Below are 24,559 nucleotides of genomic sequence, written 5' to 3'. Positions count from 1 at the left end.
GAAATGGGAACGAAAAAAAGCACAGCCACGGGGGACTATGCTCTTCATTATAATAAAGCTTCACTATTTTCCTGCTTGGCCACTTTAAGTAGTAACCGCTGGCATTGCGGCATTGCGTAATGGACGAATTGTCCAATCAGTAATGCGATAAGCACAGTCCCGATTCCAACCGGCCCTCCGAGTGCCCACCCCAGCAGTGCAACAATAACTTCAATGGACGTTCTCACCAGCTTTACACTGATGTTGAACTTGTGCACGATGAGCAGCATCAGACTATCCCGCGGGCCTGCCCCCATATTCGGTGATACGTAAAGCCCGATGCCATAAGACATGATCACAACGCCTGTTACGAAAAACGCGACTTGTGCTGCAATTGACGTCACATCCGGCAGCAGCCAATTGAATAGATCAATAAAAGTTCCGAGCAGCAGCATGTTGAGCCATGTCCCATATTTCGGCCACTTTTTTTGCGCGGCTGCTGTAATGAGGACAATGAGCAATCCTGTGAGGATGCTCCACGATCCAATGGACAACCCGAGATTTTGATAAAGCCCGACATGTAGGACGTCCCAAGGACCAATACCGAGCAATTGCCCTTTGATGGTCATCGCAATCCCTAATGAGAGAATCATTTGCCCTACTATGAAAAAGATCCATCTCCACTGTTTTAACGTCAACATACACATTCTTCTTTCCACAAGCCGCTGTTTGGAACTAGCGGCGTATTCTCTAAAGGCAATTGTAGCATGTATGGTGGTTATGGTGAGGGAATTCTATGTTAGAAGTGATAATTATGAGCGAGTTTCTTCAATTTATGAGCGGTTTCGCTGCGTTATGAGCGCTTTTCCCGGGTTATGAGCGGTTTCGCTGCGTTACGAGCGCTTCTCCATGGGTTACGATCGCTTCAATCAGCGTTATGAGCGCTTCCTCACGAAATTATCTAAGTGCTTTCCGTTTCATTTGCACAACTCCACAAATGAGGCACCGGTCACTTTGGCATAATCTGCGGGGGCGAGTTTCATCTGGAAGCCTGGTTTCCCGGCGCTCGCGTAGATCAATGGTTTTGATTCGGCAGAAATGTCCAGAAACGTAGGAAGCGTCTTCTTCATACCGATTGCCGAACATCCGCCTCGGATATAGCCCGTCACGTCCGTCAGCTGTTTGAGAGGAAGCATTTCCAATTTCTTCTCTCCGGCTGCGCGTGCCGCCTTTTTCAAGTCAAGTTCGCATACGACGGGAATGACAAACACATAATTGCGGGCTGTTCCTGCTGTTGTTACGAGGGTTTTGTAGACATCCGTCTCATTCCCGCCATCCGCTGCAGCGTCTGCATCTTCAGACAGGTTTCGTTCCAACAACTCATGGGGGATCCCTTCAGATTCCAATATGCGAATCGCATTCGTTTTAATAGGTTTATTCTTCTTCGCCATGATAAGTGCCTCCCTTTTTCCAATTCAAAAACCCGCCGGTTGTAAGGGCGGGTTGTCGATTTCGATTAAGCAATCAGTGAGTATGCCGGGCTGGCTCCCATGTATCCACGCTGCTTCGCATCCGACTGAATCGCATACGCTGCTGCAGCCTGATCGTATAATTTGCGCATTGCGTCCGCCAGTGAGGAATCTGTTGCCGTTTTCGACTGTCGGGGTTTCACCATTGAATGTTCTAAACTTGCTTCTGCTAGTTGTGCAGAGCGCAAACGGTCTTCCAATGCCAGCTGTGCCTCAGCTTCCATGATTTTAGCGGAAGCCGCTGCTGCCAGCTGATGGTCCACTTCGGATGGATCTGTTTTCGATAGTGCTTCGCTGCGCACATTCCGCCAACTCGCAATTGTCTCTTCCAATGTTTCACCGAGGGGAAGTGCAACTTGCTTCAGTTGACCTGCACCCAGTTTCCGGAATTCTTGAGGCTGCGGATCTGCCTGAGTGGCAGTCAGCCGTTGCGCCAACTCATTCCGTTTCGCTTCGTTACCGCCTGTATAATCCGCGTGGCGGGTATAAGCCACTTCTGCAGAACGCTTTTTTGCATTCTCATATCTTGTATTTTCCGTAACTACCGGATTTCTTGAAATAGAGACCATTGAACTCACCCCGCCAACAATTAGTCTGTTAATTATACAGCTTCTTTGCCCCCGATTCATGAGGCGAACGATTTCAATTATTATTTGTCAAATAGTTTCTTTAGCGCATCTGCCATTGCTGTGTTTTCAGGTTCTTCCTTCTCTTGCTTCTTAAGGTACTTCTGAACATCCCGTTTGTCGGCCTTTTTACCTGTTGTTTGGGCTCTTCGTTTTTCAAATGAGGACAGCTTTTCCCGATATCCACATTTACAAACAAATATCTTGCCGTCACCATGTCCGCGAAGCTCCAATTTCTTTTTACAGTTCGGGCAGCGTGCGTTCGTCAGTGTAGAGATCGTTTGACGATGACCGCATTCACGATCTTGGCAGACGAGCATCTTACCTCGTTTCCCGTTCACTTCAAGCATCGGTTTTCCGCAATCCGGACACATTTTCCCGGTTACGTTATCATGTTTGAATTTCGTGTCATCTGATTTTATATCCACGATTGTCTTCTTGGAAAAGTCGATCATCGTGCGGATGAACTGATCTTTCTTCAGTTTCCCAGCTGCAATTTTTGATAAGTCGCTTTCCCATTCAGCAGTGAGTGCCGGTGATTTCAAATCTTCCGGGACCAGTTCCAGCAACTGGCGTCCTTTGGACGTAGTGTAAATATCGTTCCCTTTTTTCTCGATGACAAACATGCCAAATAAGCGTTCAATGACGTCCGCTCGCGTTGCAACTGTCCCGAGCCCGCCTGTTTCACCTATTGTTTTGATCAATTCCTTGGACTCTCCAGCCATGAACTGTGTGGGATTCTCCATCGCAGCGAGCAGCGTCCCTTCATTGAAACGTGCAGGTGGCTTAGTTTTGCCTTCAGTTCTTGAAAACGCTCGGATCTGCAGAGTTTCCCCCTTTTTCATTGCAGGAAGTGCATCTGTGTCCGCTTCTTCTTCATCGGATGAATAGACTGCCTTCCAACCTTCGTCCGTCACGGTACGACCTTTCAATGTAAAGATTTCGCTGCCCGCCTGTAATTCCGCACTCAATTGTTCGTATTGGAATGGTGGATAGAACACAGCCAGGAACCGTTTTACGATGATGTCGTAGAGACGTTGTTCCTTATCGGATAGTGAGTGAAGAGAAGGACTCTCCTCAGTTGGAATAATTGCATGGTGGTCGGACACTTTACTGTCATTGACAACACCTTTTTGCGGTTTGACGGGACCTTTTCGCAGTAACGAATTGACGGCTTTTCGATACGGTCCGATTTCAACCGCTTTGACGCGATCTTTCAGCGTACTTGTCATATCCGCAGTTAAATGCTTTGAATCGGTCCGTGGATAGGTGACCGCCTTGTGTCGCTCGTACAAGTTCTGCAAAGTCGATAACGTCTCCTTGGCGGACCATGACCAGCGGCGATGTGCTTCTTTTTGCAGCTCCGTCAAATCGAATAACGGAGGAGCCGGCTGAGATTTCGGTGTCGATTTCAGTTCGATGATCTTGCCCTCTGTGATGCCGTCCAACGCATTCATCTTGGCATCGATGACGGTTTCATCGAAAACTTGAGTTTGACCTTTCGTATCCCGCCATGTGAAACGGCCCGCTTCCGTTAGGGCCTGGATACCCCAGAACGGCTTCGGCTGGAACTTCTGGATCACCTGTTCACGTTCAGCAATCATGGCTAGCGTTGGCGTTTGCACGCGACCTGTCGAGAGTTGGGCATTGTGTTTGACCGTGAGCGCACGTGTTGCGTTAATGCCGACGACCCAATCCGCTTCAGCACGTGCAGCTGCAGCTTCATACAAGTTTTCATAGGCTTTTCCATCTTTCAGATTGGCAAATCCGTCTGTGATGGCTTTGTCCGTCACGGATGAAATCCACAACCGCTTGATCGGCTTGCGGTTTTTTGCAAGTTCCAAAATCCAGCGCGCTACGAGCTCCCCTTCACGCCCCGCATCCGTTGCAATGATAACGTCCTTTACATCTGCGCGACGTAACTGTGCTTTGACCGCATTATATTGTTTCGAAGTTTGTTTAATAGGGGTGAGCTTGAAAGGCTCAGGAATGATCGGTAAATGCTCCATTTTCCATTCTTTGAATTCCTGCCCATACCCTTCAGGATCGGCATGTGTCACTAAATGGCCCAGTGCCCAAGTGACGATGTACCGATCCCCCTCTAAAAATCCGTTCCCTTTTTTATGACAACCGAGCACACGGGCAATATCGCGTGCGACAGATGGTTTTTCTGCCAGTACAAGTGATTTAGACATCGTTTAATCCCCTTTCGTTCTTTCCATTATACGCAAGTTAGACGGTTTCTTCAGTTTTGACTAGATGAAAAACGTCCATCCCGCGGAATTCCGCTCGGACGGACGTTCAAATTCGTTATTGTGCGTCAAGCATGCCATGGGTCAGTTCTTTACCCATTTCTGTATATTTCACGAATACACGCGCTAACTCCTTCAAACGGTCATGTACATTCTCATCTGAAATTTCACTGTTTTCATCAAAATGATCACGATGCGTATACACATAATTCGGTGTCACGAGACATCGGAAATAGTCGAGGATCGGTTTCAACTGATTCTCTACGACGAGGTGATGCTGATACGTTCCACCATTTGCAACAATGGAAACGGGTTTGTAGCGCATCGTATGTGGATGCAGCAAATCGAACGCATTTTTCAGGACCCCTGGGATGGATCCTTGGAATACAGGTGTCGCAATTATATAGCCATCCGCTTCTTCAAACTTGCGGATCAGCTTTTTCATATCTTCATTATACTTTTCTGCAGGTCGCCCATCGACAAACTGGTGTTCATACTCCGAGAAGTTCAATCTCTCTATCTCAAAACCGCAGCCTGTATCTTCAATATACTGCTGCACTGCTTCGAGTACGACACCCGTTTTGTTGCCGATAATGGTCCCGTCCACAAACAAAACTTTCAAAATGACCGTACCTCCTAGTTATATTCTCACTCTACATCCTATCAGAATGTATGGGAATTGACTTGCAATTAGCTTGATGGGCCTTTTGTGGATGCACTTTGGTTCGAAGGCGGTGCTTCACCTGGGATCGTCAATTTCGTTTTCCCATGCTCCTCACTGAAGCGTCTTTCGATTTCCTCATGCTTAACATCCGTCTCACCTTTTTCTTCCGCAATCCGCTCTATCGCACGTTCAATCTGTTTATTCGGATGAGAGAGCGCAACAACCGTGTCTCCTGCTACTGCTTGCAGCTCTTCTTTCGGCGTGTAAAATTCGACGGTGCCGTCTTCTCTCAAAATATAGAGCAACACAGATCGGTCGTCCCGCTCACGCAAATACTGGGTGTAACTATACTGTTTCGAGAGGACCGTCTTTCGGAATACGTGCCCCGAATTCATGCGTTCTTCCAGATCATAGATCGATAACGCAGGAGTGAATAACGTGCGCCCACCTGTGACGTTAAACGACGCCACTCCTTCGCCTACATGGAATGCAGTTTGGAATAAATTCTCACGTCCTATGTCGTACAGGAAATCCGCACAAATGTGTGCATTATACGTATCCGCCTTTGTCATCGCAAGCATGTATCGATACGGTGACAAATCCAATGTATATTCCGTTTGCTCCGTTAAAATATCCCCTACATGACTGGACAACCCAAGATTCCGAGCATGGGATAAGCCCGCCCAAGAAGTATCCATCAACAGCACTTCATTTCCAGTGTCTTGAATGGATTGCGCAAGTTCTGCCGCGAATTTCGTACCTCCGACGATGAGTACACCTGATTCATCGGTCGTCGTCAAATGGAGGCGCCGTGCAATCGGCCCAATTGTAAATCCATGTAACACCACAGTGGAAAGTACAAGTGCAAACGTAAGGGCAGTAAGCAATTCAGCATCTTTGTAACCATTTTCAAGCAAAATCGATGCGAAGTATCCCGATACTGTGAGCGCGACAATCCCACGCGGAGCCACCCAACCGATCAGATGCTTTTCCCGGTTCGATAAATCCGTACCAATGGTAGATACCCAAATCGACAATGGGCGGACGATGAACAACATCGCCAATACATAAGTGATGATACGCCAATCGAAAATTTCAATAAGTACGTGAGGGTTTAACGATGCAGTGAGCATCACAAATATCCCTGAAATGAGCAGCACCGATATATTTTCTTTGAACTGGCGGATGTCATGGATGGATGTCAAGTGCATGTTGGCCATCACGACCCCCATCGCAGTGACGGCGAGCAATCCTGTTTCATGCATGAGTTCATCCGATAGGACGAACGCAAACAAGACAACTGCAAACAGCACAGGCGCTTTCAGAAATTCAGGGACATTCCCTTTTTCAAATGCACTGCCAAGAATCCGGGCAGATGCCCAACCGATGAACACAGCAAAAATGGATGCGACAACGAATAGTCCAAGCGTTGCAAGAGTTACTTGCCCATTGACGAATTTGATGAATTCAAAAGCGAAGACAGCAAGTAATGCACCGAAGGGATCCACAATAATCCCTTCCCATTTCAGGATGGCCGCTGGACGCGGCTTCAATTTCGCCTGTCTCAGCATCGGTAGAATCACCGTTGGTCCCGTTACGATAAACAGCCCGCCGATAATGAAAGCGACTGCCCACGAAAGTCCCGCCAAATAGTGCGCCGCGAGTGATCCGGCGATCCACGCGATGAATGCACCGAACGTAACGATACGTGTGAGCGGCTTACTGAATCCTTTGATTTCACGGAAATCGAGGTTCAGACTTCCTTCAAATAATATGATTGCAACCGCAAATGAGATTATCGGACTGAAGAGTTCTCCCAACGTTTCTTTCGGGTTGATGAATCCGAATATAGGTCCGACGAGCAGACCTGCTATTGCCATGACCACAATTGCAGGAAGGCGATAGCGCCAGGCAACCCATTGCGAGAGGATACCAATCAATACAACGAGCATAAGGTCTGCAGCTATGGTTCCGAACATTGGATTTCGCCACTCCTATCGAGTTGAAATTTCGTACTAGTGTACCACAACTATTCTGTGAAACCACTTTTGGAGGGTTTTTGGCTGAAGAGCCCCAACGTCTGCCCATCCATCAGGATCAGCGAAAATCATTCCACTTCTCTACGTAACCCCATCTCTTGAGCAATCAACAGCATTTGAATAAATTGCTCATTCCCATTGAAAACTGATTATAACTCTGTCATTCCACTCATAAACCACGAATTGTGATCATAACTCTGCATTTCCGCTCATAACCCTCGAATTGTGATCATAACCCTATGATTCCGCTCATAACCCTCGAATTGTGATCATAACTCTGTCATTCCGCTCATAAAACACGAATTGTGATCATAACTCTGTCATTCCGCTCATAACCCTCGAATTGTGATCATAACCCTATGTTTCTTACAACAACCCTTCCACAATGCTCACTTTCCCTTTGGAAATTCATTCACTAGAATCCCTCATAACTCGCGAATTCTCTTCATAGACTGGGAGGTGAAGAGACTGCATAGAAAGGATGATTCCTATTACGACTCAAACAACTAAGTTGATTGCGATCTGTCTTTCATCTACAGAAGAAAAAAATGGCTATCCTTTACGGAGAGCGTTACGAATTGCTGAAGAGTTGTCTTCTGAAGCAACCATTGTGTTCATTACAGATTCCCCTATCCCTGACTTGCCCATTGCTTATCGGACTATGGAGGCCACTAATCATCGTACCCTTCTTCAAGTTGTGTCCTTTTTGAAACCCGATCTTCTCATACGTGATACGGGCAGCACCGTGAAAGAAGAGGTCGAGGCAATTTGCAAACTCGTTCCTTCTATCTTACATTTCGATGACTTTGGAGAAGGCGGACATGCCGCAGACTTCGTTATCCAAACATTATATGGAGAAAACACGCTGGACGTTACCGATCAATTCAAAACGGGGATCCGGACGTTCATGCCAGATCCGCGTTGCGCTTATTTGCGCACAAAGCGGGATCAGCAAACGTTTGGCGATCCCCCTCGCCTGCTTATTGCGTTTGGTGAGAAGGATCCGGGTAACTTGACGTTCCGCGCTCTCCGCCATGTGATGAACTTGCAAATCCCGCTCAATGTAACCGTATTGCTTGGCAAATCTTATGAACACGACGCCGGAACTCTCCAGATGATGGCGCTGAGCCGAAGGAATACGACTGTCAAAAAGGCACCCCACGACTTCCTTGACCTCGCGGCGGAGGCGGATATCGTCCTCTGTGGCGGTGGTTACATGCCTTATGATGTTGCGAGCATCGGGGTGCCCTGTATTATACTCGCTCAAAGCAGCTTCGAATCCGAGCTGCATTTCCCGACTGACCGGGATGGATTTTCACACTTAGGCCTTGGACGCAAAGTGAAACAATCCAATCTATTGAACGCGATCATGGAGCCTTTGTTGCACGATTCTCTCAGAAAGCGCGACGTCGATCGTCAGCTTGCCTTGCCCCTCGGCGAAGAAGCAGAGACCGTAGTTGAAACGGTTCGTTATTTACTGGATCACCCGAAGCGATCGGTACCCGGCAAACCCATACGCGATGTGGTAAACTGAGGGAAAAGCTAGCGGGAGGGGCACAGACATGACTAAATCACAAATCGAATCCGAAATCGCAGAACTCAAAATGGACTACATCAGTCTCCAAGGGGATATCGAAAAACTGGAATCCACTGGTCACGGTGATTCAGTCCAAAAAGCGGAATCGCGTCTTGCGAAGATGGAAGAGCGTCTCGCTGAACTTAACCAGCAGCTTGCTGCCTTTTGAAACCATTTTCCTTAAGGTGAATAGACCCCTGTCCACTGTTCGGACATTCAATTGTGTATGCATACTAAAATCCCCTTACCTATACTAGGTAAGAGGATTTTTCGTCGTTCTCCGGTTGTATCATCCAATTCAGTAGGAGGTCAATTTCAACCACTCCTGTAACGCATAGATGACACGCTGCGGACGAGTGAATGTATCTTGGTACTCTTCCATATCGAGTGTGAAAAGAGCATCTTCGTTATTCCACAATCGTTCGAAATACGCATCCAACTCACCAGCGAGTTCGCTGTCAGTCGGCGCGATGACGTACAAATCATTCTCTAAGTTGTAGTTATCAAGAGTCCGTTCTGTTAAATTAGCAGATCCGTTCAGAATATGCACATCATCGCCCCGTTCAATCATGACAAGTTTTGTATGATACTGGCCGACCACAGTATTGTACCAGCGGACTTCAATTGCTCCGTCGCTGTCTTCCACGAGTTTTTGTACGACAGGGCGGTTAGGAAGACCTGATTTCTGATTTCCAAAAGAATTCTCATTTGGATCTAAAATGAGTTTCACTTCGACGCCGCGCTTCGCAGCTTCCGTTACTTCCTTCACAACGTCCGGTTCGGCAATGAAGAACATCCCCATCCGGATCCGGTCACCTGATTGTGCAGCGGTAAGCTGATCCATCAACACATCTTTAATCTTTTTCTCGGTTACATATTGAACAGCGTATTTTCCGCCATTCGGTTCTTCCGCTTCAATTCTGGGCAGTGTTTGACCTGTGTTTCCCTTCGTATAGTTCAGTACCGCCTCTTCCGCTTCCAATAAATCGTTAATGATGGGCCCCGTCACTTTGAGTGCTACATTCCCGTGGAAGCCACTCGCATCGTGCGGATTGGAAGAGGTGACAAGTCCTGCTTTTTCCGTCGCAATCACTTTACGATGATTCGACTTCACATTCAGCAGTTCAACGTACGATGCTAATCGGAACTTCGGTGCTTCCGAAGCCATCGCGTTCGGAATCCAGCCTTTTCCGCCAATGTCCCCCCAGCGGAATAACGTCCGATACATTCCAGAATAGAGCGGCATCGAATCACGTAATGGTTCCAAATCGGTATATACGACTTCCACACCCGCATCCTTTAACTTGCCAAACCATTTCGACTCGAATGACCCATACCCTTTATTGATCGGATCTGTGATGAAAACGATCGGCATATCTGGATGAGCTTTCTTTTTATCGACCAACTTTTTTGTAATTGTTTCGGCAATCTTCGGGAAGTCTAATTTTTCATCTGAATAATGATCCATCAAAAAGAAGTCCAGAACGATGAAGTCATCCGCTTCCTCTATCATCGAATATACTTCGTCAAAAATATTCAGCTCATGCTTCATGTCGTCTTTCTTCTTTGTTTTCGAATAGGTCAGATCTGTGAAGACTTCTATATCGTCAGTCCAATGGACATCCCCTTGATAACTCACGCCTTCCGGCAATGGTTTGTATGTATGATATAAAATGACAGCAATATAAATAAGCAGAAAAACCGCTATCGCAAGCCACATCATTCTTTTATGTTTCTTTGTAAATCTTTCACGCTTCTGTTTCTTTTTCCCCATGACTTCCCCCCGCTCCAAATCTATCACTGTAACATTCCCTATCTGCCCCTCAACCAAACTCTATCCATAACAAAAAACTTCTCCTATAATTAGAAGAAGTCCAAAATCGTTATAATCACGCAATCACAAGTTCGTTGATAGACTGATCTTGCGTTAATAGCTCTTTTAAATACTTTTTCGCCCGGAACAGGCGTGATTTCACCGTACCGATAGACACTTGCATCATTTCAGCAATTTCAATAAGCGAGTATTGGTTCACATAAAAGTACTCGATTGTTGTTTTATAGATGCCATCGAGTTCGTCTATCTTACTGCGGACTGCAGCACGAAGATCTTGTTTCTCGACGATATCACCTGGCAGCGGACTGCCGCTTGGCACTAGATCGAGCAAAGGGATGTCCAGCGTATCCGGCTGGTTCATGACATACTTGCTACGACGGACGTCCTTACGATAACGATCTCTGAATGTATTCATGCAAATCGTTGTCAACCAGGCTTTCATGCGGTCCACACCTTCCATTCGATCGCTTGTGCGGACTACTTTGACCCAAACGTCTTGCATGAGATCTTCGGCCTCTTCTTTATTACGTGTCAATTTCAAACATAAGTGATATAAGTATCTACCATATTCATCGTGTAGTTCATTAAGTGTTGGGTTCATCCGTTAACGCCTCCGTGTTCTAGCTGTTACGTTAAGTATGCACTAGAACAATCGGCTGAACTATCGGAGTTTCTTTCAGTTACCTTACAAACGTGTAAGGTTGCTGTATGTTAAGATTCATCATCTATCCATTCTTCCGGACGGCGTATGATTCGAAGACGGACGATGCGATTGCGATCCATTTCTTCTATTTCAAACAGTAACGGACCGTATGTGAATCGTTCTCCTGGGTCCGGAACGTGATCCAGTTCTTGGAAAGCAAAGCCGCCAATCGTTTCGTTTTCAGTCGGCAAGTCGATTCCGAGAAGCCTGACTGCCTCTTCGATTTCAAGACGCCCCTGACAAACGAGCGTGTCTTCCGTATGTTCATAAACCATTGCGTCTTCGGCTTCGTCGGTTTCATCTTCAATTTCCTGCCCGATCATTTCCTCGATAATATCTTCGTGAGTTACGATACCAAGCGTTCCTCCATACTCATCCAATACAATCGCCATATGCTTTTTATGCGCAAGCATCATTTTAAACACTTTTTCAACACTCGCAGTCTGGACAACAAACAATGGATCATGGTCAATCATATCTTTAAACGGTTCATCCGGTGTCATCGACCATTCAATCAGCCGTTTGGAATAGAACACACCGATAATCTTATCGATGCTTTCTTCATAAATCGGATAACGCGTATAGAAATACTCAAGCACTGTACTGCGAACGTCTTCATAGCTAGAATCGAGCGGCAGGGCAACGACGTCTGTCCGGTGGGTTCCCATGACGTCCGATACGTCTTTTTCCGGAAAGTCGAGGACTCCTTTTAACCGCAGCGATTCGTCTTGTTGGAACGTTCCTTCAGTTGACGCAAGATCGACCATGGAACGCAGATCTTCCTTGGTCAGTGTGGCTTCTGTCACTTTCCCATTTGACAGGATGCGGATGAACAGATTGGTGAAAAGCGCCAGCAGGTAAGTTAGCGGGGTCATCAGCTTCACAATCACCTGAATGACAGGGGCTACCGAATACGCTAGCTTGTCCGCAAATGTTGCAGCAATCGTCTTCGGTAATACCTCACCGAAAATGATCAGGATAACAGTTAACACACCCGTCATGAGACCGACATTCAGACCTTTGTCGATTGCAATCATGGTCACAATGGTCGGCATCATGATATTGGCGACATTATTGCCGATTAAAATTGCTGTAATCATTCGATCCGGTTTCGAAACGAGGGCGCGGAGCCGAATTGCTTTGGGGTCTCCTTGCTCTGCGCGCATTTGGATTTTCATCCGATTGACGGCAGTTAATGCAGTTTCACTTCCTGATAAGAAAAAAGACATTACCAAAAAGAAAGCAAGTGCGATGAACAAGAGCGATTCCTCCCGAAAAATTCCTGGTTCGTTTCGATTTGCACATATAGACGTATGTCCAGGGATTAAAGTTGCAAACCTAAGACGGCTATAATTTGAATCCGATTTCATAGCTGTTGGAACAGTATAGCATAAGTACTAGAATGAAATGGATTCAGAAGTCTCCTCTTTTTCGATTCCGTTTCGATTCTGCTATACTAAAGGAATCAGCACCGTTTCAGTGAACAGTTTTTTTGGGGGATTCCTCCCAATACCAGGAGGCACTGACGGCGACTGAGAGTCTGCTGCAGGCGCTCAGTCATCCAATCGAAAACGAAAAGGGGTAATTTCATGGCAACGCTTGACCAATTAAACGAGTACTTTGAAAAGAATCGCGAGACGCATCTGAACCAGATGAAAGAATTCTTAAAAATCCCTAGCATCAGTGCATTATCCGAGCACAAAGCAGATATGCAAATAGCTGCCGAATGGTTATCGCACTCGTTCAAAGAAGCAGGTCTTGAAAATATCTCCATCGAACCTACTGCAGGGCATCCGGTCGTCTACGCAGACTGGCTTCATGCAGAAGGCCAGCCGACAATCCTGATTTACGGCCACTACGACGTGCAGCCTGTTGACCCCTTGCACTTGTGGGAGAGTGCGCCATTCGAGCCGGAAATCCGTGATGAAAAAATGTTCGCTCGTGGATCTACTGATGACAAAGGCCAGGTGTTCATGCATGTGAAAGCGGTGGAAGCGCTTATGCAATTGGATGGCAAACTCCCCATCAACGTGAAGTTCATCATTGAAGGTGAAGAAGAAGTCGGCAGTCCGAACCTTGTTCCGTTCATCAAAGACAACAAAGAAAAACTGGCTGCAGACACGATCGTCATTTCGGACACTGCACTTCATGCTCCGGGTCAGCCTGCGATCTGTTATGCACTTCGCGGTTTGAGCGGTGTACAAATCGATGTCTTCGGTGCGAAAAGCGACTTGCACTCCGGTGTTTACGGGGGCGGTATCCAAAATCCGATTCACGCAGTCGCGGAGATCTTGGCGTCATTCCATGACCAAGAAGGAACCATTGCAGTGGAAGGATTCTATGATAACGTCCGTAATTTGAGTGAAGAGGAGCGTCAAGCTTACAAAGACCTCAACTTCGACGAAGAATCGCTTAAACAGGAAATCGGTGCTCCCGAGCTGTTCGGCGAGCCAGGCTACTCGTTCCTGGAGCGTACTTCTGCCCGCCCGACTCTTGAAGTCAATGGTGTCTTTGGCGGATTCAGCGGTGAAGGCATCAAGACGGTCTTGCCTGCAGAAGCAGGAGCAAAAATCACGTGCCGTCTCGTTCCGGATCAAGACCCAGCGGAAATCGTTGAAAAGTTGAAAGCACACGTGGAAAAACACAAACCTGAAGGGGTTAACGTGACGGTCACACCGTTTGACCAAGGACGTCCGTTCATCACACCGTTCGATCACCCGGCCCTTACTGCAGCCAGCCGTTCGTACGAAAAAGTGTACAACGTGCCGACTGTGTATACACGTGGCGGCGGATCGATTCCAATCGTTGCCGACTTCGATGAAATTTTAGGTTTGCCCGTTGTCCTCATGGGATTCGGGCTGGAGACAGAAAACTTGCACGGTCCGAACGAACACTTGACCCTAGAGAACTTCGACAAAGGTTTGCGCGTACTTGGCGACTATTACCAAGAGCTCTCTGCGTTATCTAAAGATGAATTGAAGAAATAAGGAATGCACCCCCTATTGCGCTTGCTCGCGATAGGGGGTTTTTGGTTGGAACCGTGAATGAGGGATAGTGAAATGATCTCCTTTGTTGAATCGGGCCTCTTTTCCACTATCCTCTCTCTCCAAATTTTCCCGCAATTGCAGGAGAGTGAGCTTTAGATTCGTGAAAAATAAAAACCTCTTCCATTGAACTGGAAGAGGCAGTGCATTATTCTGTCGGTTCGGCTTGCCAATACGTGACAATGTCCACGACCGGTGTACGCGGTTTTGTTTTTGGTAATTCATCAAAATGACCGAACTGAAGCATGCTAATGATCCGTTCGCCTGGCTTGACGCCAAGTACGTCGCGGAATTTTGGGTCATCCAGGAATCCCGGAGTCTTCCAGCACGTACCGATGCCTTTGTCCCAAGCAAGCAATTGGACGTTTTGAATCATCGTGCTTGCCGCTGCGAAGTCCTCCATACGCTGTTTTTGTCGGGCGTCTTCCGGAACGATTACAAACATAGCTGCGCTTGCATTTGCAAATTTGCTCATTTGTTTCGTTAAGGTTTCATCCGACAATTCTTTCCATTTAGGCACACCGAAATCACGCAAGACCTCTAAAAACTGTTCGTAGTTGTCTTCTGCAGCAAGTACGAAACGCCAAGGATTACGATTTCCGTGATTGGGTGCCCAAATTGCATCTTCTAAGATATCGTCAATTTCGCTTTGTTCCACAGGCTGTCCGTTAAAGCTTTTGATGGAACGGCGCGAAATAATTGCGTCTCTTACTGATAGTGCTTGTTCATCCATTTTTGTATCCCCTTTTGTCGTTGTTAACCTTCAGTATACATCATTTCGATGGCTAGTTTCTAATTCATTGGTGTGTCAGGCGTTAAGAAAATTCATCGTTTATCCGAAAGAAACTATATTTTGCGGTTGGTCGGTAGGCGTAAGAGTCTTTGTAATCCCAACTTCTTTTTTGTACATCGTACGTGTGTGCATTAACAAGTGGTGAAGAGCCGTCTTTAGCGGTCACAATGGTGGAATGATCGAAGCGACCGTCTCCCTGGAAGTCATATAAGATGACATCTCCGAGTTGCAACTCTTCAGCCGATTGTACCTGATAGGCCGTCAATCCTCTTTTCGAACCTGCTAAGTACCAGCGCAGCGAATGGGCAACTGACCAACTGAAGCTCCAGTTTGAATTTGTGATCCACCATCCTCGGTCTCGAACGGGGCTTCCATGCATCGGTGCACCTCCCGCACGCAAGCATTGTGAGATGAAATTTGTACAATCGACATCGAACGAAGGATACTGGGGATTTCGCCCATCCCACCATTTGTCCGCATACCAGACTGCGGCTTCACGGTCATACATCGATTCGCCTCCTCAGACTAGTTTATGTGAAAGTCCAGGGTTTCATCCTTAAAATTGTACACAAAAAGCGCCCGCTGAGCGGACGCTATTTCTATGGAGCATACCGGATTCGAACCGGTGACCCCTTCGCTGCCAGCGAAGTATTCTCCCGCTGAACTAATGCCCCGTTATTTAACGGAATATCAATTGAAAATCAGCACTGTTGAATCACGCTAATTCTGCCTCAATCTGATACAATTAATAGTATAACAACAAATGCGATAGATGACAATGTCTAGGAGGAAGGCTTATGCAACATGCAGAACGCGAACTGTCTTCGCCTGTATTGCTTTGTGACAGCAAGGGATTACTGAATCCCGAAGCGATCGGCTATGCAGTGAAGCCGATTATCCAAAGTAATCTGAAGGGACAGTTCCCCAATAAGAAGAAATGGAATACGTGGACCGTCTATGGAGAAGAAGTCTTGTTCACGGCAACGATTGCTCACTTCGACATCGGTGCTGTATGTCTTGTCTATTTCCTTGACTATGAGACGGAACGTTTTTTCGAGAAGCGGATTGCCTTACCCTTTGCACGTCATGTAAAGATGGCTGAAGATGTACTGACAGATAGCAAGTTCGTAGACAACCGTCTTTCCATACATGCAAGCTATACAAATGAGGAAACCCACTTATACGTCACCATCGCAGAATTCGACAATGAGACCCTTCATGCTGACCTTCATATTAGCCACCCTAGAGAAGATCATTCATTGAATGTCGTGGTTCCCAAAAACCGGAACACCTTCCAATTCACTGCAAAGCATCATACGCTACCTACTTCAGGTTTCCTGAAAATCGGTGACAAACGATATGAATTCAATCCTGATTACAGTTTTACGGTATTGAATTATACCAGAGGTGTATGGCCCAAAATGACGGAATGGAATTGGGCTATGGCTTCTCAGCGCTCAAGTGGCCGCCGGATCGGTTTGAATTTTGGCGGCAAATGGACAGATGGGACAGGCATGACCGAAAACGCTGTGTTTGTTGACGGGGTAATGACTAAAATTCATGAAGATGTGATTTTTTCTTTTAATCCTGAACGTATGATGGAGCCATGGTCAATCCATACTAAGTTCACAGATTGCGTTGACTTGTCATTCACGCCTTTTTTTGAACGGGAAGCAAATGCTCATCGGAGAGGATTAAAAGCGGATTTCACCCAAATGTTCGGCTACTTTAATGGGAAAGTAAGATTAGCGTCTGGCGAATGGTTATCTGTTCGCAGTCTTCTAGGTTCTTGCGAGACGTTCAATGCGAAGTGGTGAAATGGTTTTCCGTCCTCTGTCGTTTAATTTCGTTTGAAAAAAAGGTGCAGAAGTAGTAAGCAATCGAATGATTCAGAGAGGACGTGAGGCGTTGAATAAGCTAGCAGCGATGGGTTCTGTTGTGTTTGCGAGCATCCTATTTGTCAGCGGGTGCGGAAACTTAGGAAAAGATGCAAACAAAGAGAATCGGGAAGAAGCTGACATAGTCACGAATCAACAAAAAGAAGGCGGCGACCGGGATACCGGGGACGCGTACGGTTTCAATAACTTTGAATTGGAGATAGACATTGATAACAAAGACGCAATCGATGTTGAATACAAAGTCGAGAAAGAGTTCAATCCCGAGTATCAAAATAAGTTGACTAACATCGACTTAGAAGGCGCAGATGCGATGGATGAAATCAACAAGATGTTCGATGTCGTGAACCTTCAACATGATATGTCAGCTGAGGAAGCTCGAAATAAGATTTTAGAGTATTTCCAAATTGACCTGTATTCGAAGTTTAAGTTGGATGTCGATTTTGACGATGGGACTAAGCTGAATTATGAAGATAAGCAGTAATAGTTTAAAAACCACCGATCTGGTGGTTTTTTTGTAGGGTGGATTTTGTTGCGGAACGGGTGGCTGGAATGGTCGGGTTGAATGGTCGGGTTGAATGGCGGGAATGAGCGGGTTCAGCGGTGAAACGGGCGGGTTTCTCGCGGGAACGAGCGGGTTCAGCGACGAAACGGGCGGGTTCCTCGTGAGAATGAGCGGGTTCAGCGACGAAACGGGCGGGTTCCTCGCGGGAATGAGCGGGTTCAGCGACGAAACGGGCGGGTTCCTCGTGAGAATGAGCGGGTTCAGCGACGAAACGGGCGGGTTCCTCGCGGGAATGGGCGGTTTGAGGAGAAAAGCCAATTTCGCTCAACCGTTCCTCTTCCTTAAATGCGCAGCGAAGCGGAGCACACCAATCAATCTTGGTTTTGAATTAGGGAAAGATGGATTGGTCGCGAGTTTGGTAATTGGTAGAAATAGGTGAGGTACCGCGGGATGGACAGTTCCAAGGAGTAACAGGCGGGTCTCACGCTGGAACGAGCGGGTTCAAGTAATAGACCGCCTCTTGCACCCATTACCCGCCATTGATCACAAAAAAGACGCTCCCGCTAGTTCAACTGGGAGCGCCACCTTGTTACAATTTCGATTGCTGCACCATCATATAATACATGCCTTTCTCGGCAATCAGCTCAGCTTGACTCCCAGACTCGATCAGTTTGCCTTGATCCATCACATAGATGACATCCGCTTTTTTCACCGTATTCAGACGGTGGGCGATGACGAAACTTGTGCGGCCTTCCATGAGCTTTTCAAGCGCTGCTTGGATTTCCAACTCGGTCACCGTATCGATACTGCTCGTCGCTTCATCCAACAACAAGAGCACGGGATCTGCTACAAAAGCTCGCGCAATGGACAATAATTGCTTTTGTCCTTGAGAAATCTCACTTCCGTCTGCTGTTAGCAACGTGTCGTACCCTTCTTCCAGGCGGCTAATGAATTCATGAGCATTCGCCTTCTTCGCCGCTTCCTCAATCTCTTCGTCCGTCGCATCCAATTTCCCATATCGGATATTCTCTCTCACCGTAGATTCAAACAAGAATGGATCCTGAAGCACAAACGCCGTCTGACTTCGTAATGTCGTTCGCGGAAGCTCGTCAATCGGAATCCCATCTATCAAAATCGCGCCTTTGTCCGCTTCATAGAATCGGGCAATCAATTGCACAAGTGTTGTTTTCCCAGCACCTGTTGCCCCCAGGAGTGCAGCTGTCTCCCCCGCCTTCACACTCAACGAGACGTCCTCCACGGTGTATCCATCCGTTTCTGGTGCATAGCCGAATGATACGTTGCGGAATTCGACGTTCCCTTTCAGCTGGATATCTCCATTCGCCTCAGCCGCGTCGCGTTCGATGTCTTCTCCCATAATCGAGAATACGCGTTCAGCCCCGGCAATTGCGGATAACACCGTATTGAATTGGTTCGCCAAATCATTCAGCGGACGCGTGAATTGACGCGCATACTCCGCAAATACAACGATTGTTCCGATTGTGACAATCCCATCACCGCGCAGGGCGAGCAAGCCACCGATCCCTGCAACAATTGCAAACGCTGCATTGTTCAGCATGTTCATCACTTTTGGGATGAATCCCGAATACGTGAGTGCCCAAAATCCTGTCCGTTTCAACCGGTCACTTTTCGCTGCAAACTCTTCCTTCATGCGCTCCTCTTGAGAGAAAGCTTTTACAATCCGCTGACCTGAAATCGTTTCTTCAATCATCCCGTTCAATTCACCAATTGCCCGCTGCTGCTCTTTAAAGAGAATTCCGGTCCGACGCGTGATCCACCGCATGGCGATGAACATGACCGGGACGATTGTCATCGTCAGTACAGTCAGCAGCGGACTCAGATAAAGCATGACTGCGAGGGTCCCTCCGAGTGTTAAAATACTCGAAAACACTTGGATGAACGATGAATTCAAGGTTTGGCTAATGTTTTCGATGTCGTTCGTCATCCGGCTCATGAGTTCTCCGTGCTGGCGTTTATCGAAGAACGAAACCGGCAATTTCTGCAAATGATTAAAGAGTCCGGAACGCAATTTATATACCGTATTTTGAGCAATCCCGACCATCCAGAAGTTCTGGAAATACATCGTCAATGATGTTCCCGCATAAATCGCTAGTAACAAGCCGATTTGCATAGCAAGTCCATCGGTTTTCATCGGAATGATGAAGTTATCAATGGTCTTCCCGATCAGAAAAGGGCCGAGCAGCGTGAGACCGGAGCTCGCGAACACCAGGAGTAGAACTGTGATCAGCAGCCCTCGTTGTTCGTCGACAAGCTTCCACACGTTAAGCAATGCCTGCTTCCAGTCCCCGACTTCTTCCCGTTTACGTTTGGCACCTTTTTTCAAGTCTTCCCTCTTAATAATCGGTTCGTAACCGAAGGGCTTCCTCACATTGTTCACCATCGTCCGCCACCTCCTTATCCAATTGGGATTCAGCAATTTTCCGATACAGTTCCGATTGGTTCAGGAGCTGATCATGGGTTCCATACGCGGCAACTTTCCCTTCATCCAGCAAAAGGATTCGGTCCGCCCCTTGAGCAGTATGGATTTTCTGCGTAATGACAATCATCGTCGCCCGTTCGCCTTCCAATGCTTCCCATAATGCATTTTCCGTTTTCACATCAAGCGCACTCGTACTGTCATCCAATAATAAGATTGCCGGTTTCCGGACAAGCGCCCGTGCTATGGATAAGCGTTGTTTTTGGCCGCCTGACAAGTTGACTCCCTTTTGGCCGACACGCGTTTCGTAATTCGCTGGAAAACGTTGTATGGAGGCATGGATTTGAGCCTTTTCAGCAGCAGCTTCCAGTTCGTCCGCCCGCGCTTCCGGGTCACCCCACGCTAAGTTTTCGCGGATGGTACCCGTAAAGAGGACCGATTGCTGAGGCACTAGACCTATCGTATTGCGAAGCTCTTCTAACGGCCACTTCTCGATATTTTTCCCATCCAATAAAATTTCCCCAGTCGTCGCTGTAAATATCCGAGGGATTAAATTCAGCATCGTCGACTTACCGGAACCGGTCGCACCCATGACGGCGATTTTCTCTCCGGGATGGATGCTGAATGAAACGTTCGAAAGTACTTCTTCCGGATGACCCGGATAGTGGAACGACACATTGTTGAACTCCAATGCTCCGCGTTTTTCTTCACCATTTTCTGAAACTCCCGGTAAAATGATTTCACGGTCATCATCTGCAAGCAGCACTTCCTCCATTCGAACAGAAGACGCTTGAGCGCGTGAGAACGCCACAATCAGGAAGGAAAACATCGAGAACCCCCCTGTTATCCGGAATGCGTAGTTGACAATCGCTACAATTTCCCCAACCTGAGCATCACCCGCACGGACAACCCCCACTCCAAACCACAATACAATCATCAGGCTTCCGTTCATGATAAGAAGTAGAATCGGCATAATGAGTTCCATCATCCGAAATGCTTTCACCGTATCTTTTCTTAATGAATCCGCGACCTTCGAGAACCGGCTGCCTTCATACACACCGCGTAAATACGCTTTGATGAGGCGGACAGCTTGCAGATTCTCCTGGATAACCCGATTCACCCGATCCAATCGGCGCTGAACGTCAGAGAAGTATCCGACTCCTTTTCGCGCCATTACAAACAAAAAGATGAACAGAAATGGAATCCCTATCAACAAAAACGAAGCGAGCTTCACATTAACGACCATTGCCATTACCAAACTGCCGATCACGACGAGCGGAGCACGCAACAAAATCCGGAGCCCCATGAACAAAATATTTTGCGCCATCGTGACGTCGCTTGTCAGTCGTGTAATAAGCGAAGACGTCGGAAAGCGTAAAAATGTCGACATCGAGAATGCCTGGATCTGTTTAAATAACGCCTGTCGCAAATCGAACCCAAAACTTTGGGCTGCGTGGGCAGCAAAGAAAGAATTTACGACACCCGAAACTAATGCGAGGAGCGCGAGCCCCATCATGATGCTCCCATAGAGAATGATCGTTTCCCGGTTGCCGGCGGTAATCCCGTCGTCAATAATCTTTGCAATTAGGAGAGGTTGAATGAGTTCGACGCTTAACTCGATCAGCATGAGTATGAGCGCAATCACGATCGGCCACTTATATGGCTTTGCATAAGAAAATACTGTTTTCATCGTCATGGTCCTCCCTGAACTGTTTCGTTTCTCGAACTACTTAGTTATCATTAGTATGCCATATTCCTTAATGACTGTATAGTTATTGAACAGAATTATCTGAAACCTATGATTTCAGCAAGGATTGGATAAAAAAACGCCCTCAAAAGAGAGAGCGTACCGTTAGTTCAGGTTTTCACTCGACCCCCGGCAATGGAAATTCCGGTAACACCTAGCAACATGACGATTGCTCCCGTTAGCTGCCATGCTCCGAGTACGGCGCCGAGCCAAATGACGGATACAATCATTGCCGTCAACGGTTCGAAACTGGAGAGAATACTTGTTTCAATCGGGGATATGAACTTCATGCTCGCAAGAAACAGCAAGAATGCTACCGTCCCGACGACGATAATCCCAAGTAACATCAACGAAATTTTCCAGTCAAATAAATACCGGATCTCCCGGACCATCCTAACCGGGTTCGTAATCAGCAACGCGGCTCCTCCAATGACCATCGCCCAACCAATTGAAAGCAAGACGCCCCACTCTTGCATGAGTCGTACCGGATAGAGCGTATAAAATGTAAATGCAAACCCTACTGCGATCCCCCAAAACACAGCACCCGGACTTAAACTGAAGCCCGATAACGACCCGTTTGTCAGCAATAGGAAAAGTCCCCCTAACGTGACGAACATACCAAGGATTTGAGCCACCGGCGGGATGAACCGCTGTCTCAACGAAACGAATAGTATGACGTATATCGGCGAAAGGAATTGAAAGAGTGTCGCAATGACCGCATTACTTTGTGCGATTGCTGAGGTGAATGAAAATTGGACACCTAACATCCCCACAACCCCGAATATCACCATTTGCCGCGCCCATACTTTCTGGCGCCAAGGCCGTGTCACTTGTTTTCCTTTTATCTTCAAATAAGCAATAAGCAACAAACCCGCTGTCAACAGTCGGACCGTTAGCAAAAATGATACGGACATACTGCTATGCTCAAGTGTCCATTCCATCATTGGACCCGAAAGTCCCCATAGTGAAGCACCTACAATAATCATCGCTAGTCCTTTTACCCGCTCCATTAATTCACCTTCTTTTCTATGAAATCTACCTATATCTAATTACACAACTTTTATTTTCAATAATAGGTGAAAAGTTCCTGGTTCTCCTATATACTAGTCTTATGAACTAGTTGAAAGGGGAACGCATCATGACAACCTCACGCGAACAGACCGATTCGGACTTTCCTGATATCCGCCGCAGTCTTGATCATTACTATATGGTAACCCGAACTGATGCCGAAGGTCTCGTAATTTCGGTAAATAAAAATTTTCTGAACGTCAGCAATTGGACACCGAAACGAATTTTAGGCAAAACCATTTGGCAGATGTTTGATGATTGTGAGCAAGCACAAGATGCTATCCACGACATTTGGGCACAGCTCAAAGAGGGGAAAACCTGGTTCGGCACTGCACAGAAGCTGAAGCGTACAGGTGAAACGTACTACACGAACTTACTCGCCGTCCCTTCCATGGCAGCGGATGGTTCCCTAGAAAGTACGATGCTCCTGGAATTGGATATTACTGAAGAAGTCCATTTGAAAGAGCGTCTTGAACAGATTGCATTCATCGATGTAGAAACCGGTTTAATGAGCCGCCACAAATTAGAAGTGCTCGTGAACGAAATGATTCAGGATGAAAAGAGTTTCTCGTTCGTCTACTTGTCTATTGACCATTATTACACATTGAAGGAACTTCAGGCAGGAACTGCTGAAACAGAGCTGACTCAAGCTTTTGCGAATCGTCTGAAACGCTATTTCCAAGATAACCCCATTGCACGTGTCGGGGGAAGCCAATTTGTCATTCTAACCCCGTTTGGCGACTGGTACGTCCAAGGATTTCTAGAGTTTCTTGAACAGCAACCGATCTATGTGGGAAATGAGGCATTGCCTCTTTCAATCAGCGGTGGAATTGCGCGCTACCCGGAAGACCAGAAGAGCTTCGTGAATTTGCTAGATGCATCCGCGATGACACTGGAAGAAGTACGGCAGCAAGGCGGAGGAAAAATCATGTCACTGTCCGCTTCCTCCCACAAAGTGCTCGACCGCCGCTCACTCATCAATCGTAAACTACTAACTGCGCTTGACCATAATGCGCTGAAAGTCGTCTATCAGCCACAATATGATATCGCCTCCGAGAAGATCGTTGTCTATGAGGCACTTGTCAGATGGGAAGACGACGAACTTGGAACAGTAACACCGGATGAGCTTATACCCATTGCAGAATCCAATGGGCTGATTGCCAACATCGGTGCGTATGTATTGACGGAGGCTGCACAATTAGCTGTTAAACTGGGCGCGCATGAAGGGAAACCCCATGTCTCAGTTAACACGTCCGTCCGCGAGTTTTCCAACCATCCGATGAAAGACGACATTCTCACTATTCTGCAAGAAACATCCTGTCGTCCTGATCAGCTTGAGTTGGAAATCACGGAGAAGTTCGCTTTCCAAGCTGAAGAAGAGCAGTCCATTGTCCAGCAGATGAAAGAACTGCAACATGCAGGTGTCGCATTCACACTCGATGACTTCGGTACAGGCTATGCGTCGTTCCGGTATATGCAGCATTTGCCGATTTCAAAAGTGAAGATTGACAAAGTATACATGAATAGCTTGCTGACACACCCGAGAACCCAGCAACTGGTTGAAGGAATGATCCAGTTCAGCAAGTCCATGGGCTTATATACGATTGCTGAAGGAGTCGAATATAAAGCCCAATACGATTTGCTGAAAACGATGGGCATCGATGCTGTCCAAGGGTATTACATCGGTGCACCTGTTGCCGCAGAAACCTTATTGAAATGAACCTAACAAAAAGAGCTGTTCCGAACGCCCTTCTGGGGCAAACGGAATTGCTCTTTTTTATATTCTATATGATCTGTTATAGGAGAGGTTTCACTTCGCCTAAGGAAATTGTTTATGGCACACTAGAAAT

At 47.0% G+C, this 24,559-nt stretch carries 21 protein-coding genes and 1 tRNA gene; 7 read left to right on the top strand and 15 right to left on the bottom strand.

The window, feature by feature from the left end; translation table 11 throughout:
• Positions 1-47: 47 nt before the first annotated feature.
• From ABE021_RS14435 to ABE021_RS14410, 6 genes are all read right to left on the bottom strand, one after another.
• On the bottom strand, positions 48-680 hold the full coding sequence (locus ABE021_RS14435) for a YczE/YyaS/YitT family protein (protein WP_430289606.1): 633 nt from the start codon (positions 678-680) through the stop codon (positions 48-50).
• A gap of 276 nt (positions 681-956) precedes the next feature.
• Positions 957-1,430 (bottom strand): aminoacyl-tRNA deacylase, encoded by a 474-nt coding sequence (locus ABE021_RS14430; RefSeq protein WP_430289605.1) that lies wholly within the window; start codon positions 1,428-1,430, stop codon positions 957-959.
• 65 nt (positions 1,431-1,495) lie between these two features.
• Entirely contained in the window at positions 1,496-2,077 is a 582-nt protein-coding gene (locus tag ABE021_RS14425) for a hypothetical protein (protein WP_430289604.1), read from the bottom strand.
• Between the two features lie 80 nt (positions 2,078-2,157).
• Positions 2,158-4,329, bottom strand: a complete 2,172-nt coding sequence (locus ABE021_RS14420; protein WP_430289603.1) for a DNA topoisomerase III — start codon at positions 4,327-4,329, stop codon at positions 2,158-2,160.
• Between the two features lie 115 nt (positions 4,330-4,444).
• Positions 4,445-5,008, bottom strand: a complete 564-nt coding sequence (locus ABE021_RS14415; RefSeq protein ID WP_430289602.1) for an NADPH-dependent FMN reductase — start codon at positions 5,006-5,008, stop codon at positions 4,445-4,447.
• Between the two features lie 68 nt (positions 5,009-5,076).
• Positions 5,077-7,029, bottom strand: coding sequence for a cation:proton antiporter (locus tag ABE021_RS14410; RefSeq protein ID WP_430289601.1), 1,953 nt, complete (start codon positions 7,027-7,029; stop codon positions 5,077-5,079).
• A 541-nt stretch (positions 7,030-7,570) separates the two neighbouring features.
• Between ABE021_RS14410 and ABE021_RS14405 the strand changes: the two genes are divergently transcribed.
• Positions 7,571-8,623, top strand: coding sequence for a hypothetical protein (locus ABE021_RS14405; RefSeq protein ID WP_430289600.1), 1,053 nt, complete (start codon positions 7,571-7,573; stop codon positions 8,621-8,623).
• A gap of 28 nt (positions 8,624-8,651) precedes the next feature.
• Complete coding sequence (locus ABE021_RS14400) at positions 8,652-8,834, top strand: SE1832 family protein (RefSeq protein ID WP_430289598.1); 183 nt, start codon at positions 8,652-8,654, stop codon at positions 8,832-8,834.
• A gap of 129 nt (positions 8,835-8,963) precedes the next feature.
• Here ABE021_RS14400 and ABE021_RS14395 read toward each other — a convergent pair whose 3' ends face one another.
• From ABE021_RS14395 to ABE021_RS14385, 3 genes are all read right to left on the bottom strand, one after another.
• Entirely contained in the window at positions 8,964-10,439 is a 1,476-nt protein-coding gene (locus ABE021_RS14395; RefSeq protein ID WP_430289597.1) for a phospholipase D family protein, read from the bottom strand.
• 115 nt (positions 10,440-10,554) lie between these two features.
• On the bottom strand, positions 10,555-11,100 hold the full coding sequence (locus tag ABE021_RS14390; RefSeq protein WP_430289596.1) for an RNA polymerase sigma factor: 546 nt from the start codon (positions 11,098-11,100) through the stop codon (positions 10,555-10,557).
• Between the two features lie 110 nt (positions 11,101-11,210).
• Positions 11,211-12,461, bottom strand: coding sequence for a hemolysin family protein (locus ABE021_RS14385; protein WP_430289595.1), 1,251 nt, complete (start codon positions 12,459-12,461; stop codon positions 11,211-11,213).
• Between the two features lie 330 nt (positions 12,462-12,791).
• On the opposite strand from ABE021_RS14385, the gene ABE021_RS14380 reads away from it, so the two are divergent.
• Complete coding sequence (locus tag ABE021_RS14380) at positions 12,792-14,189, top strand: dipeptidase (protein WP_430289594.1); 1,398 nt, start codon at positions 12,792-12,794, stop codon at positions 14,187-14,189.
• A 205-nt stretch (positions 14,190-14,394) separates the two neighbouring features.
• Here ABE021_RS14380 and ABE021_RS14375 read toward each other — a convergent pair whose 3' ends face one another.
• The 3 genes from ABE021_RS14375 to ABE021_RS14365 form a co-directional block, all read right to left on the bottom strand.
• Positions 14,395-14,979, bottom strand: coding sequence for a nitroreductase family protein (locus ABE021_RS14375; RefSeq protein ID WP_430289593.1), 585 nt, complete (start codon positions 14,977-14,979; stop codon positions 14,395-14,397).
• A gap of 82 nt (positions 14,980-15,061) precedes the next feature.
• On the bottom strand, positions 15,062-15,547 hold the full coding sequence (locus ABE021_RS14370; RefSeq protein ID WP_430289591.1) for an amidase domain-containing protein: 486 nt from the start codon (positions 15,545-15,547) through the stop codon (positions 15,062-15,064).
• A gap of 94 nt (positions 15,548-15,641) precedes the next feature.
• Positions 15,642-15,713, bottom strand: a tRNA-Ala gene (locus tag ABE021_RS14365).
• Positions 15,714-15,836: 123 nt separating this feature from the next.
• On the opposite strand from ABE021_RS14365, the gene ABE021_RS14360 reads away from it, so the two are divergent.
• The 3 genes from ABE021_RS14360 (at position 15,837) to ABE021_RS14350 (ending at position 17,878) form a co-directional block, all read left to right on the top strand.
• Positions 15,837-16,856 carry a DUF2804 domain-containing protein gene (locus ABE021_RS14360; RefSeq protein WP_430289589.1) on the top strand — a complete coding sequence of 340 codons (1,020 nt, stop codon included), beginning with the start codon at positions 15,837-15,839 and terminating at the stop codon, positions 16,854-16,856.
• A gap of 91 nt (positions 16,857-16,947) precedes the next feature.
• A complete protein-coding gene (locus ABE021_RS14355; protein ID WP_430289587.1) occupies positions 16,948-17,418 on the top strand; it encodes a YusW family protein in 471 nt (156 codons plus the stop codon).
• Between the two features lie 103 nt (positions 17,419-17,521).
• Complete coding sequence (locus ABE021_RS14350; protein ID WP_430289586.1) at positions 17,522-17,878, top strand: hypothetical protein; 357 nt, start codon at positions 17,522-17,524, stop codon at positions 17,876-17,878.
• 150 nt (positions 17,879-18,028) lie between these two features.
• On the opposite strand, the gene ABE021_RS14345 is transcribed toward ABE021_RS14350, so the two are convergent.
• The 3 genes from ABE021_RS14345 to ABE021_RS14335 form a co-directional block, all read right to left on the bottom strand.
• Positions 18,029-19,858 carry an ABC transporter ATP-binding protein gene (locus tag ABE021_RS14345; protein ID WP_430289584.1) on the bottom strand — a complete coding sequence of 610 codons (1,830 nt, stop codon included), beginning with the start codon at positions 19,856-19,858 and terminating at the stop codon, positions 18,029-18,031.
• Positions 19,812-21,584 (bottom strand): ABC transporter ATP-binding protein, encoded by a 1,773-nt coding sequence (locus tag ABE021_RS14340; protein WP_430289583.1) that lies wholly within the window; start codon positions 21,582-21,584, stop codon positions 19,812-19,814. Before ABE021_RS14340 ends, ABE021_RS14345 begins: the two co-directional genes overlap by 47 nt.
• 167 nt (positions 21,585-21,751) lie before the next feature.
• Positions 21,752-22,651, bottom strand: coding sequence for an EamA family transporter (locus tag ABE021_RS14335; protein ID WP_430289582.1), 900 nt, complete (start codon positions 22,649-22,651; stop codon positions 21,752-21,754).
• A gap of 128 nt (positions 22,652-22,779) precedes the next feature.
• On the opposite strand from ABE021_RS14335, the gene ABE021_RS14330 reads away from it, so the two are divergent.
• Positions 22,780-24,429 (top strand): putative bifunctional diguanylate cyclase/phosphodiesterase, encoded by a 1,650-nt coding sequence (locus tag ABE021_RS14330; protein ID WP_430289580.1) that lies wholly within the window; start codon positions 22,780-22,782, stop codon positions 24,427-24,429.
• Positions 24,430-24,559 lie beyond the last annotated feature (130 nt).

The organism is Sporosarcina gallistercoris (assembly GCF_050459885.1).
Taxonomy (GTDB): domain Bacteria; phylum Bacillota; class Bacilli; order Bacillales_A; family Planococcaceae; genus Sporosarcina; species Sporosarcina gallistercoris_A.
This window is presented reverse-complemented; position numbering and strand designations above follow the sequence as displayed.

What these genes read in the sequence shown, in the direction of transcription:
- ABE021_RS14435 (WP_430289606.1), bottom strand. Translation starts at nt 680, where the DNA reads ATGTTGACGTTAAAACAGTGGAGATGGATCTTTTTCATAGTAGGGCAA.
- ABE021_RS14430 (WP_430289605.1), bottom strand. Translation starts at nt 1,430, where the DNA reads ATGGCGAAGAAGAATAAACCTATTAAAACGAATGCGATTCGCATATTG.
- ABE021_RS14425 (WP_430289604.1), bottom strand. Translation starts at nt 2,077, where the DNA reads ATGGTCTCTATTTCAAGAAATCCGGTAGTTACGGAAAATACAAGATAT.
- ABE021_RS14420 (WP_430289603.1), bottom strand. Translation starts at nt 4,329, where the DNA reads ATGTCTAAATCACTTGTACTGGCAGAAAAACCATCTGTCGCACGCGAT.
- ABE021_RS14410 (WP_430289601.1), bottom strand. Translation starts at nt 7,029, where the DNA reads ATGTTCGGAACCATAGCTGCAGACCTTATGCTCGTTGTATTGATTGGT.
- ABE021_RS14405 (WP_430289600.1), top strand. Translation starts at nt 7,571, where the DNA reads ATGATTCCTATTACGACTCAAACAACTAAGTTGATTGCGATCTGTCTT.
- ABE021_RS14400 (WP_430289598.1), top strand. Translation starts at nt 8,652, where the DNA reads ATGACTAAATCACAAATCGAATCCGAAATCGCAGAACTCAAAATGGAC.
- ABE021_RS14395 (WP_430289597.1), bottom strand. Translation starts at nt 10,439, where the DNA reads ATGGGGAAAAAGAAACAGAAGCGTGAAAGATTTACAAAGAAACATAAA.
- ABE021_RS14390 (WP_430289596.1), bottom strand. Translation starts at nt 11,100, where the DNA reads ATGAACCCAACACTTAATGAACTACACGATGAATATGGTAGATACTTA.
- ABE021_RS14380 (WP_430289594.1), top strand. Translation starts at nt 12,792, where the DNA reads ATGGCAACGCTTGACCAATTAAACGAGTACTTTGAAAAGAATCGCGAG.
- ABE021_RS14375 (WP_430289593.1), bottom strand. Translation starts at nt 14,979, where the DNA reads ATGGATGAACAAGCACTATCAGTAAGAGACGCAATTATTTCGCGCCGT.
- ABE021_RS14370 (WP_430289591.1), bottom strand. Translation starts at nt 15,547, where the DNA reads ATGTATGACCGTGAAGCCGCAGTCTGGTATGCGGACAAATGGTGGGAT.
- ABE021_RS14360 (WP_430289589.1), top strand. Translation starts at nt 15,837, where the DNA reads ATGCAACATGCAGAACGCGAACTGTCTTCGCCTGTATTGCTTTGTGAC.
- ABE021_RS14350 (WP_430289586.1), top strand. Translation starts at nt 17,522, where the DNA reads ATGAGCGGGTTCAGCGGTGAAACGGGCGGGTTTCTCGCGGGAACGAGC.
- ABE021_RS14345 (WP_430289584.1), bottom strand. Translation starts at nt 19,858, where the DNA reads ATGGTGAACAATGTGAGGAAGCCCTTCGGTTACGAACCGATTATTAAG.
- ABE021_RS14340 (WP_430289583.1), bottom strand. Translation starts at nt 21,584, where the DNA reads ATGAAAACAGTATTTTCTTATGCAAAGCCATATAAGTGGCCGATCGTG.
- ABE021_RS14335 (WP_430289582.1), bottom strand. Translation starts at nt 22,651, where the DNA reads ATGGAGCGGGTAAAAGGACTAGCGATGATTATTGTAGGTGCTTCACTA.
- ABE021_RS14330 (WP_430289580.1), top strand. Translation starts at nt 22,780, where the DNA reads ATGACAACCTCACGCGAACAGACCGATTCGGACTTTCCTGATATCCGC.